This is a genomic window from Streptomonospora mangrovi, assembly GCF_027604915.1.
GTDB lineage: Bacteria > Actinomycetota > Actinomycetes > Streptosporangiales > Streptosporangiaceae > Streptomonospora > Streptomonospora mangrovi.
Genome location: NZ_JAJAQC010000047.1, coordinates 48,118 through 60,052 on the forward strand (window position 1 = coordinate 48,118; position 11,935 = coordinate 60,052).

Sequence of the window (11,935 nt, forward strand, 5' to 3'; positions counted from 1 at the left end):
GGCGGGGCTGCGGCCGGGGTGCGCCGGCCCGGTGCGGGCGGTGGGTAGGGTCGGTGCCATGGCGACACCCGACTTCATCCTGGCCCTGCGCAAGTACGTCGGCCACGACCTGCTGTGGCTGACCGGGGTCACGGCGGTGGTGGTCGCCGACTCCGGCGAGATCCTGCTGCACCGCCGCGCCGACGACGGCCACTGGAGCGCGCCCGGCGGCATCCTGGAGCCCGGCGAGCAGCCCGCCGCCGCGCTGGTGCGCGAGGTCGCCGAGGAGACCGGGGTGGCGGTGGTGCCCGAGCGGATCGCCAGCGTGGTCACCGAGCCGCCGTTCACCTACGCCAACGGCGACCGGGTGCAGTTCATCGACATCACCTTCCGCTGCCGGGCGGTGGGCGGTCAGCCGCGCGCCGACGGCGAGGAGTCGCTGGAGGTGGCGTGGTTCGCCCGCGACGCCCTGCCCCCGATGAACGAGCGCGTGCTGCGGCGCATCCGCCACGCCCACGACGACGGCCCCGCCTACTACGTCCCGCCGCACGAGGACGGCCCGCTGCCGGGGTGAGGCGCGCCGCGCCGGCGCGCCCCCGCGCGGCACCGGCCCCGGCGGGCCGCGCCCGCCTCAGCCGCCGAGCCGGTCCAGCACGTCCACCAGTTCGGGGTCGCGCGCCAGGAAGTGCGGCGAGGCGATCGAGTGGACGTCGAAGGGGTTGTCCGGGGTGAGCCGGTCGGCCTCGGCGATCCACTGGTCCTGGAGTTCGGGCGGCAGCAGCCGGTCCTGGGTGAGGCGGACGTAGGTGCGCGGGATCCGGCCCCACGTCTCGGCGTGCCCGCGCGCGTCGGCCGTGGTGATGGACCCCGGCTCGTCGGGCTGGAGCATCTGGTGCATGGCCCGCGACTGCGCCGGGGTCCAGGTGTGGGCGTTGGCCGCGCGGAACGCCGCCTCGTGCGCGGGGTCGGCCGAGCGCCAGTTGACCCGGGCCACCCCCTCGGGCGAGGACTCCAGGGACAGTTGGGTGATGCGCGCCAGCTCCCCGGTCAGCAGCGGCGGCTCCTGGAGGTAGGCGGCCATGGAGGGCCGGTCGACGCAGCAGAACGCGCTGATGTAGACCAGCCGGTGGATGAGGTCGGGCACCCGGTTGCCGACCAGGCTGAGGGTGACGCCGCCCTGGCTGTGGCCCACCAGCACCACCGGCCCGTTGCGGCGGGCGCGGCGCACGACCTCCTCGACGTGGTCGGCGTAGTCCTCGGCGGTGAGCTTGGCCAGCGGCGAGGGCTCCGCGGGGAGCGCGGCGAGGTCCTGGCGCTGGTAGGCGTCGGGCAGCACGGCGTCGACGCCGTGGCCCGGCAGGTCGACGGCGAGCGCTCGGCGGCCGCGCAGCGCCAGCTCCTGGCAGAACCAGGACCAGTAGTAGGCGTTGGCGTGGGTGCCGTGGACGAACACGTAGGTGGGGTCCTGGGACACGGTGGTGCTCCGTTCGAGGTGTGGGTCGGGATGGGCGGGACGCGGCGGGGGCGCGGGGACGCGTACGGGCGTCCGGCGGCGCCGCCGGCGCGGTGCCGGCGACGTGCGGGTGCGGTGTGCCGAACGCGGTCGGCGGCCGTGCCCGCGCCGGGACCGGCGGTTGACCCGGAGCGTACGGGATACCTGTGAGGGTGGAAAACGCCGGACACGACGGGCGTCACGCGCGCAGTGCGCACTAGTGCACCAGGAAGGGGAGTGGGTCTGCGGAGCCGCCCGCCGGAGCCGCGGTCGCCCGGCCGCGCGGGCGGCGGGGCGGTGGCCGCGTCCGGCCGGTGCACTAGTACGATGCGCACCCGGAAAGGAGGCCACATGGACGGCCACCCGGCCCCCGAGGACCGGCGCGCGGCGCCCGCCTCCGTGCGCATCGCCGCCGAGTTGCGGCGCGACATCGCCGCTGGGCGGCTGCGGCCGGGCGACCGGGTGCCCTCCACCCGCGAGATCACCCGCCGCTGGGGCGTGGCCATGGCCACCGCCACCAAGGTCATCACCACGCTGCGCCAGGAGGGCCTGGTGCGCACCCTGCCGGGGGTGGGCACCGTGGTGGGCGAGCCCCGGCCGGCCCCGCGCCCCGCGCCGACCGGCCCGGCGGCGCAGGGCCGCTCCGCGCGGCGCCGCCCCGGCGCCGGCACCCGGCTGGCCCGGTCGGCCGTCGTGCGCACCGCCGTGGAGATCGCCGACGCCGAAGGGCTGGAGGGGGTGTCGATGCGGCGGGTGGCGGCCGAACTCGGCGCCGCGCCGATGGCGCTCTACCGGCACGTCCCGGCCAAGGAGGACCTGCTGCGGCTGATGGTCGAGGCCGTCTTCGCCGAGCACCCGCCGCCCGACCCCGCGCCCGAGGGCCTGCGCGCGGCGCTCGCGGCCGGCGCGCGGGTGCAGTGGCGGCTGTGCCGGCGCCACCCGTGGGTGGTGCGGCTGATGTCGATCGCCCGGCCGGTGCTCACGCCCAGCACGGTCGACCACACGGAGTGGGCGGTGCGGGTGCTCACCCGGCACGGTGTCGGCGGCGCCGAGGCGCTGCACGCGGTCGTGGCGCTGACCGGCTATGTGCTGGGGATGGCCACCCAGGTCAGCGACGACACCGAGGCGGCGCACGAGACCGGCCTGCACCACGCCCAGTGGTGGGCGGCGCGCGAGCCCGTGCTGTCGCGGCTGGAGGCCACCGGCCGCTACCCCCACCTGTTCGCCCACGCCGCCCCGCCGCCCGACCTCGACGAGTCGTTCGAGTTCGGGCTGGAGGGGTTCCTGGCGGGCCTGGAGGCGCGGCTGGTGGGCGGGCCGGGCCGGTGATGCGCGCCGCGTGCGCAGCCCGTGCCGCACGCGGCGGCCGGGGGGCGGCGCGGCGCCGACCGCGTCGCGGCCCGACTGTCGGCGGCGTGCGCGATCCTGGTGCCATGAGCGCGAGCGCGGAGGACCCCGCCGAGACCGGGGTGGACATCGGGCACCTGGCCGCGGTCCTGGTGCGCCGCCGGCGCGAACTCGCCGGCGGCACCGCCGTGATCGGGGGGTCGTCGGTGGTGCACCGGGTGCACGAGACCGTGTGGGCGGGGGTGCGGGTGCCCACCACCGCCTGCCGCGCGGCGGGCGACCCCCTGCGGCTGCGCCCCGCGCCCGGCCCGGTGACCTGCCGGCGGTGCCTGCGCCGCACCACCGGGCGCGACACCGGGGTGCCCGAGGGGCAGACCGAGCTGAGCGTGTGAGCCGGCGGCCCGGCGGCGCTGGGGCCGGGGGTCAGTCCCAGATGCGGCGCAGGGTCCAGTCGTCGGTGGCGGGGTCGCGCGTGATGTCGGCGACGCTGGGTTCGCCGCGGTCGGACTCGGCGGCGACCCGGATCAACTGGAGGTCGGTGGCCGTGGCGTGGCCGCCGCCGGGGGCGGGATCACCCGGGGAGGTCCAGGTGCCGATGACCCGCCGCACGCGGTAGGTGCCGCCGCGCCAGGCGAAGAAGGCCGGGTGTCCGCCGGTGGTCGATCTGACGTCGATCCGTTCGTTGTAGAGACTCACCCGGGCATCCTATCGAACATGCGTTCGATTTCCCATCGGAACGGCCCGATGTCGCCTGGCCCCACCCTAGGGGTGTGCCGGTCGCGCGGGGGCGCCCGCGCGGGCGCGTGTCGGGCGCGGTCCGCGCCGGAAAGCCCGCTCGACCTGCGTCGATCCGGGTCGCCGGGCGGTGCCGCGACACGGCGGACCGGCGGGCGTGTCGCCCCCGGCCGGGCGCCGGAGGTGCCGCCGGCGCCTGATGCGGGGCTACCGACCGATTGGTATGCCTATCCTGGAGGCGGCGCGACGACACGGGGAAACGGGGAGCACGCATGGACGACCACACGGACGGCGGCGGACGGGCGGCCGCCACCGGCCCCGACCGCACGCTCCCGGTCCCCGACCGCCTGCTGTCGGCGGCCACCCGGCTGTTCGCCGAACGCGGCTTCGAGCGCACCTCGGTGCAGGAGCTGGTGGCCGCCGCCGGGGTCACCAAGGGCGCGATGTACCACTACTTCGCGTCAAAGGACGACCTGCTGTACGCGGTCTACCAGCGCGTGCTGGCCATGCAGACCGAGCGGCTGGCCGGGTTCGCCGCCGCCGAGGGGCCGATCGAGGACCGGCTGCGCGCGGCCGCCGCCGACGTCGTCCACACCACGGTGGACAACCTCGACGACACCCGGATCTTCTTCCGGTCCCTGCACATGCTGCCCGAGGACAAGCTGGCCGCCGTGCGCAAGGAGCGCCGGGCCTACCACGAGCGCTTCCGCGGCATGATCGAGGAGGGCCAGCGCACCGGGGCGCTGCGCGCCGACGTGCCCGCCGACATCGCGGTCACCCAGTTCTTCGGCGCCGTGCACCACCTCAGCACCTGGTACCGCCCCGAGGGCGAGCTGAGCGGCGCGGCCGTGGGCGCCTACTTCGCCGACCTGTTCCTGGCGGGCCTGCGCTCCCCGGACGCCGCGCGCTAGAGGAACACCCGGCCGGGGCGGTCGCGGTCGCGCAGCGCGGCCATGCGGCGGGTGTTGGCCGGCCGGCTCGACAGCAGCGTGTAGAGGAACAGGAACGGACCCCGGTCGGTGCGCCCGCGCTCGGCCATCTCGCTCAGGTTGACCTCGGGGTAGAGGTACTTGCCCCCGGCCAGCAGCCGGATGGCGTGGGCGCCCTCGGGGCAGTGGGCGTGGGCGTGGTTGTCGGCCGTGTACTCCATGGCGCGCGCCAGCGCCGGTCCCAGCACGGGCAGCAGCCGCCCCAGCGAGGTGGCGCCGCGCAGCAGCGGCGACGTGTGCCCGGCGGCGATGTGGCCGAGCTGGTGGGCGACCAGGAACCGGAAGCCGTCGGGGTCGCGCAGCCGGCCGCCGACCTCGAACAGGTCGCTGGAGATCACGATGTAGCGGCGGGTGCCGTGGCCGTCGGCGGTGGCGTGCGGCGCGCCGCTGCCCAGGGCGACGTAGGCGTCGGGCACGAACGCCAGCCCCATGCGGGCGCTCAGCCGGTGGATGGCGTGGTAGGCCTCGGGGAACTGGGTGGGCGAGATGCGGACGGACTCCGCCCGCTGCTCGGCGTGGCGCAGGCCGCGCGCGGTCCAGGACCCGGCGGGCACCGCCAGGACCGCCAGCCCGAACCAGCGGTGGGTGACCTCGGTGGCGGTCCACAGGGTGTGGGCGGCCATGCCCAGCAGGCACAGGGTGGCCAGCGCGGCGGCCACGGCCAGCGGCAGCTCCCAGGGGTGGCGCGGCACCAGCAGCGGCTCGGGCGGGGCGTCGCGGCCCGAGACCGGGTACACGCCGCCGGGCACCGGGGTGAGGGGCGGGCGGCAGCGCGCGGCGGCGTACTCGGCGCGGGGCAGCGGCGCCCGCGCGTGGCTGGCCGGGGCGGACCCGCTCCAGGCGCGCCGCACCGCGCGCGGTGCTCCCGGGCGGTCGTGATCGCCGCCGGAGGTTGTCGCGAATGTCATCCTCTGCCCCTCCCCCGTACCACCGCTCCAGTCCACGACACGCATGAGCTACGTCAAGTTATCGCATATTACTGTGCGTATCGGATTCTGATCACACTGATTTGGGCGTGTCCGCAGGGCGGGCGGTTTCGGCGGGGTCCGGGCGGCGCTGCGGGACCGGCGTTTCCGGGGGAGGGGAGCCGGACACCGGTGGCCGGGGTCCGGGCGATTCGCGCGCCCGGACCCCGGGCCGCCTAGCCGTGCTCGTAGCGGCGGAACTCGGCCGCCAGGAAGTCCAGGAACGCGTCGACCTGGGACGGGTCGTAGCCGGGGCGCGCCCGCGTGGTGGCGAACTGGGTCCGGTCCACCTGGGCCGAGGTGAGCAGGGCCTGGTCGGGACGGCCGCGCTGGAGCGCGTCGAGGGTGGTCTCGGCGCGGTCGAGGAACGCGTCGACCTCCGCCTCGTTGTAGCCGGTGGTCAGGCGGGTGGTGGCGAAGCGCTTGTTGCGGATGTCCTCGGGCCGCAGCGGCGGCGGCCCGGAAGGGGGTCCGGAAGGGGCGTGGGGGGAGGCGGGGTGGGGGTGGGGGTGGCGCGGTGCGGTGGGGGCGCCCGCGGGAGCGCCGGGCGGGGGCGGCGGCGCGGTGGGGGGCGGGGGAGCGGCGTGGGGCGGGCCGGGCGGTACCGGGCCGTGCTGGGGCGGCCGGGGGGCGGCGTGCGACGGGGGCCGCCGCCCCGGCGGCGCGGGCGTCCGGCCCGCCACGAGCCCGAGCGCCCGCAGTTCGGCCACGACCTGGTCGAGGAAGTCGTCCACCTCGACCTCGTCGTAGCCCGGTGCCAGCCGCGTGGTGCGGAACTGCGCTTTCTCGACCTCCTCGGCCGTGACGGGGTCGGCGGCCGGGGGTCCGCCGTGGAAGCCCGCGAGGGTGGCTTCGATCCTGTCGCGGAGGGAGTCGACGTCGTCCTCGTTGTAGCCCGGTCGAAGGCGCACAGTTCGGAACTGCTTGTTGCGGATGTCCGCCGGTGTTAGAGGCATGGCCCCATTGTGCCGACCGGGTGGGGGCGCGGGCCGTTTGTGGCCGATGTCGGAAAGAAACGGTTCGCGCGGCGGAGACCGTTACCGCCGCCGTTCCGCAGCCCTTCCGCCGTCCTCGCGCGGTCCTTCCGCTGCCGTTCCTCAGGGGGTGGCGGAGGGCCCGCGCTCCAGTTCCGCGCACAGCCGCTCGACGGCGGCGTCCACCTCGTCCCTGCGGAATCCGCGCAGCACCTTGGGCAGGCGGGAATGGCGTTCGCGCAGTTCGGCGGCCACGTCGGGAGCCCGGCCGGAGCGTCCGGCGCGCAGGGCGTCCGTGCCGAAGTCCACGAGGGCGACCACCTCTTCGGGCGCGTATCCGCGAAAGGCGAGGCCGAATTCGAACGACGGCACCGCGTGGTCACCGGGGGTGTCGCGCGGGCTGTCGGCATCCGGTGGGGTGGATCCGGAGAATCCGGAGGGGGGAGTGTCCATCGCGCCATTGTTCCCCATATCGAACCGTTCGACGGGCGCGGTTTCACCGCTGACCGGATGCGGCCGGAGCCCCGGTGAACCGGCGGGTGGGGGAGTCGCGGGGCGGACCGTCCTCAAGCCGTTCCGGCGGCTGCGGAGGCGCCGCGCGGCACGATCGGGTCCAGTTCGTGGCCCTCGGTGTGGACCAGCACGAAGTCCGGCTCGGTGCGCCGGGCCGCCGCCAGCAGCCGCCCCATCACGTCGGCCGACAGGTCCAGCCCCAGCGCGGCCGCCACCCGCTCCTGGCAGCCGGCCAGATCGGGCGCGTAGTCCTCGGCGTCCTCGACGCGCAGCCGCGCGTGGGCCGCCCGCATGCCCGCCGCGCCCTCGCGCCACCGGCCCAGGCACTCCGGCCACCAGGGCGCCGCCACCACCAGGGTGAGCAGGTCGGCCAGGTTCTCGGCGACGAGGCTGGTCCGGCCGTCGCTCGACAGGTACAGGACCGGGCGCTCCTCGCCGCCCTCCCCGCAGAAGAAGTAGCCGCAGCCCGAGGCCCGCCCCGCGACGGCCTCCTTGGGAGCGCCCGACCGCAGTCCCTCGTCCTCGCCGACCCAGTAGGGCCGGTCCAGGTCGAAGTCGAAGGGGTGGACGAGGAGTCCGGCCAGGTCGCGGTCGGCCCGGATCCGCTGGAGGAGGCTCATGGCCGCCGATCGTAGCTGCGCCGGCCGCCGGCCCGGGACGCGCCCGGCGTCGTCCGCTACTCGGCCAGGAAGTCGCCGATCCCGTCGGCGATCGCGGTGGCGGCGGTGGCCTGCCACTCGGGGTCGGCGAGGTTGGCGGCGTCGGTGGGGTTGCTCATGTTCCCGGCCTCCAGGAAGACCTTGGGGACGTCGGACAGGTTGAGGCCGCCCAGGTCGGTCCGCTCGTCCAGGCCCTCCTCGGCGATGTAGTCGGCGCGGGGCTGGCCGGTGCCGTCCTCGAACGCGGCGCGCAGGTCGCGGGCCAGGCGGCGCGAGGGCTCGGCGATGTCGTCGGTGTAGCCGGTGAGCACGCCCGGGGCGATGACGTGGAAGCCCCGGCCCGAGGCCGGGCCGCCGTCGGCGTGGATGGAGACCGCCGCGTCGGCCTCGGCCTCGTTGCCGATCTCGGCGCGCTCGTTGACGCACGGCCCCACGCCCGCGTTGTCCTCGCGGGTCAGCACGACCTCGGCGCCCTCCTCCTCCAGGCGGTCGCGCACCAGGGTGGACAGCTCCCAGGTGAACTCGTGCTCGGGGTAGCCGCCGTCGGTCTCGGCGCCGACCGTGTCGCACTCCTTGGTGTCGGGGCCGGCGGGCACCTGCTCGGCGATCTCGGTCGCGGCCTCGGCGTTGCCGCCGTTGTGGCCGGGGTCGATGACCACGGTCATCCCCGACAGCCGGCCCTCGCCCTCCACCTCGCCCGCGCCCGAGCCGCCGCTCGCGCCCTCGCCGGGCCGTCCCGATCCCGGTTCGCCGGGCGCGGGGGCGGCCGAGGGGTCGGGCGGGGCGCCGCCCGGCAGGGCGGCGCACGCGGAGAGGGCGAGGACGGCGGCCGCGGCGATGGGGGCGACGGGGGTGGTTCGCCGCGTTTTCCCCGGGGTGGGGGAACTGATGCGCATGATGACGGTTGGGGTCCTTGCGTCGGGGATGCGGGCGCGCAGACCAACCTAGCCGGTTTCAGGGAACGTTTTCGCGGTACAACGCGTCATATCTTGAGTAGTGCAGCGGTTCCACCCCCCGGCTCCGCGCGGCGCCCACCGCACCGCCCCGGGGCACCGGACCACTCAGATGCCGAGGTGAAGACAATGCGCAAGTCCAACCGCGCCGCCGCGGGAGCCGCGGCCTGGCAGGCCGTGCAGGCCGGCAGCGCCCGGCCTGGCGCGCCCACCGTGTGGGAGCGGGCCGGCGCCCTTCCGCGCATGCTCGGAGCCCGTATCCGCGGCCACTACGACGGCCTGTCGGGCTCACGGCTGCTGATGTACCTGCTGGCGGTCGTCTACGTCGCGTCGCCGGTCGACCTGGTGCCGGAACTCTTCGTCCCCTTCCTCGGGCTCGCCGACGACGTCGGCGTCGCCGTGTGGCTGGCCACCAGCCTGATGTCGGAGTCCGAGCGCTTCATCCACTGGGAGCGGCGCGACAACTACGTCCAGGGCCACGTGGTCGACTGACCGCACGCCCCCGGCTCCTCTCCGCCCCGCCCCACCGGACCCGGCCCCGCCGTCGCCACCGCCGACGGCGGGGCCGCCGCGTGCCGGCCCCCGCCCCCAAATGACTTCGCGTCCGGCGGTGAAGCGGTTCGACGGAATGACGTCGCCTTACGCGCGAACCGTCGAACACGCACCGGACCGACCCGGTCTCCCCCCGTTGACGGGCGTCGGATCTGCTCCGCACACTGGCGGCGGCGTCACCGTGCGACCGCGCCCGGCGCCGGCGCGCGGCGGACTCCCCCCACCGTCCGCCCGGCCGTCCGGTGCGGTCACCGCGGCCCGCGCGCCGCGGCCGAGCGGGCTCATCCCCCACACCAAGGAGCCTGACGTGACATCGGCACCGCCCCCGTCCCCCGCATGCCCGCCGCCCCCCTCGGGCGGCTCCCGCCGAGCCGCACCCCGCCGTGCCGCACCCCGCCGTGCCGCACCCCACCGCGCCGCCTCGGCGGCCGCGGCCGCCCTGCTGGCGGCCGCCTCCCTCACCGCGCTCGGCGGCGCCGCCGGCCCCGCCGCCGCCGACACCGCCTACACCTGGCGCAACGCCCAGATCCAGGGCGGCGGGTTCGTGCCGGGCATCGTCTTCAACGAGACCGAGCCCGACCTCATCTACGCCCGCACCGACATCGGCGGCGCCTACCGCTGGAACCCCTCGACCGAGCGCTGGACCCCGCTGCTGGACTGGGTCGGCTGGGCGGACTGGGGCTGGACCGGCGTCGCGGGCCTGGCCACCGACCCCGTGGACCCCGACCGCGTCTACGCCGCCGTCGGCAGCTACACCAACTCCTGGGACCCCAACAACGGCGCGATCCTGCGCTCCACCGACCGCGGCGACACCTGGGAGGTCACCGAGCTGCCGTTCAAGCTCGGCGGCAACATGCCCGGCCGCGGCGTCGAGCGGCTCTCCGTCGACCCCAACGACAACCGGGTCCTCTACCTGGGCGCCCCCAGCGGCAACGGCCTGTGGCGCAGCACCGACTACGGCGCCACCTGGTCGGAGGTGACGTCGTTCCCCAACCCCGGCGACTACGCGGCCGACCCCGGCGACGGCTCGGGCTACTCCAGCGACAACCAGGGTGTGGGCTGGATCGCCTTCGACCGCTCCAGCGGGTCGCCGGGCAGCCGCACCCAGGACGTCTACGTCGGGGTGATGGACAAGGAGAACACCGTCTACCGCAGCACCGACGCCGGGCAGACCTGGGAGCGCGTGCCCGGCCAGCCCGAGGGCCACCTGGCCATCGAGGGCGTGGTCGACCACGAGAACGGGCGCCTCTACATCTCCACCAGCGACACCGGCGGCCCCTACGACGGCGGCAGCGGCGACGTGTGGCGGTTCGACTTCGCCACCGAGGAGTGGACCAACATCAGCCCGGTGCCCTCCGGCTCGCCCGACAACCACTTCGGCTACGGCGGCCTCACCATCGACCGGCAGAACCCCGGCACCCTGATGGTCAGCACCCAGATCTCCTGGTGGCCCGACGTGCAGATCTACCGCACCACCGACGGCGGCGACACCTGGACCCAGGCGTGGCGCTACGGCTCCTACCCCGAGCGGGTCAACCGCTACGAACTCGACATCTCCGCCGCGCCGTGGCTGACCTTCGGCGAGAACCCCCAGCCCCCGGTCACCTCGCCCAAGCTCGGCTGGATGACCCAGGCCATGGAGATCGACCCGCACGACTCCGACCGCATGATGTACGGCACCGGCGCCACCCTCTACGGCACCGACGACCTCACCGACTGGGACGCCGACCAGACCTTCACCATCGAGGTCAAGGCGGCCGGCATCGAGGAGACCGCCGTCAACGACCTCGCCGCCCCGCCCGGCGGCGTGCCGCTGGTCTCGGCCCTGGGCGACATCGGCGGGTTCCGCCACGACGACCTCACCCAGGTGCCCGACCTGATGCACACCCGGCCCTTCCACGGCACCGTCACCTCGCTGGACTTCGCCGAGCGGGCGCCGCACACCTTCGTGCGCGTGGGCAGCAGCGACAACGCCGCCACCTCCCGCATCGCGCTGTCCACCGACGGCGGCGCCAACTGGTGGGCCGGCCAGCAGCCCTCCGGCGTCACCGGCCCCGGCACGGTCGCCATGGCGGCCGACGCCTCGGCGGTGGTGTGGAGCACCGAGGGCGCGGGCGTGCACGTGTCGAACAACTACGCGGGCTCCTGGCAGGCCGCCACCGGGGTGCCGGCCGGTGCCCGGGTCGAGGCCGACCGCGTCAACCCCGACCTTTTCTACGCCTTCGCCGACGGCGGGTTCTACGTCAGCACCGACGGCGGCGCGACGTTTGCCCGCTCGGCCGCCGGCGGGCTGCCGCAGAGCAGCGTCCGGTTCGCGGCCGTCCCCGGCCGCGAGGGCGAGGTGTGGCTGGCCGGCGGGACCTCCGGCGGCGCCTACGGCATGTGGCGCTCGACCGACTCCGGCGCCACGTTCACCCCGGTGGCCGGCGTGGACGAGGCCGACACGGTCGGGTTCGGCAAGGCCGCGCCGGGGGCCGACCACCCCGCCGTCTACACCAGCGCCCGCATCGGCGGGGTGCGCGGGATCTTCCGCTCCGACGACGCCGGCGCCACCTGGGAGCGGATCAACGACGACGACCACCAGTGGGCGTGGACCGGGGCGGCCATCACCGGCGACCCCGACGTCTACGGCCGGGTGTATGTGAGCACCAACGGCCGCGGGATCGTCTACGGCGACCCGGGCGCGGGCGGCTGACCGGCCCCGGCGCGTGACCGGCCCGGTGCCGGCCCGCGCCGGAACGGCGGGGGCGGCAGCGGGGGCGGGCGCCCGCGCGGGG

At 75.9% G+C, this 11,935-nt stretch carries 13 protein-coding genes; 6 read left to right on the plus strand and 7 right to left on the minus strand.

Annotated features, from left to right (window positions below):
• Positions 1–58: 58 nt before the first annotated feature.
• Complete coding sequence (locus LG943_RS22150) at positions 59–553, plus strand: NUDIX hydrolase (RefSeq protein WP_270074274.1); 495 nt, start codon at positions 59–61, stop codon at positions 551–553.
• A gap of 57 nt (positions 554–610) precedes the next feature.
• On the opposite strand, the gene LG943_RS22155 is transcribed toward LG943_RS22150, so the two are convergent.
• Entirely contained in the window at positions 611–1,453 is an 843-nt protein-coding gene (locus tag LG943_RS22155; RefSeq protein ID WP_270074275.1) for an alpha/beta hydrolase, read from the minus strand.
• Between the two features lie 369 nt (positions 1,454–1,822).
• On the opposite strand from LG943_RS22155, the gene LG943_RS22160 reads away from it, so the two are divergent.
• Positions 1,823–2,800, plus strand: a complete 978-nt coding sequence (locus tag LG943_RS22160) for a TetR/AcrR family transcriptional regulator C-terminal domain-containing protein (RefSeq protein ID WP_270074276.1) — start codon at positions 1,823–1,825, stop codon at positions 2,798–2,800.
• Between the two features lie 104 nt (positions 2,801–2,904).
• Entirely contained in the window at positions 2,905–3,210 is a 306-nt protein-coding gene (locus tag LG943_RS22165) for a hypothetical protein (RefSeq protein ID WP_270074277.1), read from the plus strand.
• Positions 3,211–3,241: 31 nt separating this feature from the next.
• Here LG943_RS22165 and LG943_RS22170 read toward each other — a convergent pair whose 3' ends face one another.
• Positions 3,242–3,514 (minus strand): DUF6504 family protein, encoded by a 273-nt coding sequence (locus LG943_RS22170; RefSeq protein WP_270074278.1) that lies wholly within the window; start codon positions 3,512–3,514, stop codon positions 3,242–3,244.
• A gap of 311 nt (positions 3,515–3,825) precedes the next feature.
• Between LG943_RS22170 and LG943_RS22175 the strand changes: the two genes are divergently transcribed.
• A complete protein-coding gene (locus LG943_RS22175) occupies positions 3,826–4,464 on the plus strand; it encodes a TetR/AcrR family transcriptional regulator (RefSeq protein WP_270074279.1) in 639 nt (212 codons plus the stop codon).
• Here LG943_RS22175 and LG943_RS22180 read toward each other — a convergent pair.
• From LG943_RS22180 to LG943_RS22200, 5 genes are all read right to left on the minus strand, one after another.
• Positions 4,461–5,450 (minus strand): M48 family metallopeptidase, encoded by a 990-nt coding sequence (locus tag LG943_RS22180; RefSeq protein ID WP_333486424.1) that lies wholly within the window; start codon positions 5,448–5,450, stop codon positions 4,461–4,463. The genes LG943_RS22175 and LG943_RS22180 overlap by 4 nt on opposite strands.
• Positions 5,451–5,683: 233 nt before the next feature.
• Positions 5,684–6,463 carry a DivIVA domain-containing protein gene (locus tag LG943_RS22185; RefSeq protein WP_270074280.1) on the minus strand — a complete coding sequence of 260 codons (780 nt, stop codon included), beginning with the start codon at positions 6,461–6,463 and terminating at the stop codon, positions 5,684–5,686.
• 141 nt (positions 6,464–6,604) lie between these two features.
• Entirely contained in the window at positions 6,605–6,934 is a 330-nt protein-coding gene (locus tag LG943_RS22190; RefSeq protein ID WP_270074281.1) for a hypothetical protein, read from the minus strand.
• 113 nt (positions 6,935–7,047) lie between these two features.
• Entirely contained in the window at positions 7,048–7,614 is a 567-nt protein-coding gene (locus tag LG943_RS22195) for a hypothetical protein (protein WP_270074282.1), read from the minus strand.
• A gap of 56 nt (positions 7,615–7,670) precedes the next feature.
• Positions 7,671–8,549, minus strand: a complete 879-nt coding sequence (locus LG943_RS22200) for an N-acetylmuramoyl-L-alanine amidase (RefSeq protein ID WP_270074283.1) — start codon at positions 8,547–8,549, stop codon at positions 7,671–7,673.
• A gap of 186 nt (positions 8,550–8,735) precedes the next feature.
• Here LG943_RS22200 and LG943_RS22205 point away from each other — a divergent pair, with 186 nt between their 5' ends.
• Both LG943_RS22205 and LG943_RS22210 read left to right on the plus strand, forming a co-directional pair.
• The gene (locus LG943_RS22205) at positions 8,736–9,098 is read left to right on the plus strand and encodes a YkvA family protein (RefSeq protein WP_270074284.1); all 363 of its coding nucleotides are present in this window, start codon (positions 8,736–8,738) and stop codon (positions 9,096–9,098) included.
• Between the two features lie 499 nt (positions 9,099–9,597).
• Positions 9,598–11,853 (plus strand): sialidase family protein, encoded by a 2,256-nt coding sequence (locus LG943_RS22210; protein WP_270074287.1) that lies wholly within the window; start codon positions 9,598–9,600, stop codon positions 11,851–11,853.
• Positions 11,854–11,935: the final 82 nt, after the last annotated feature.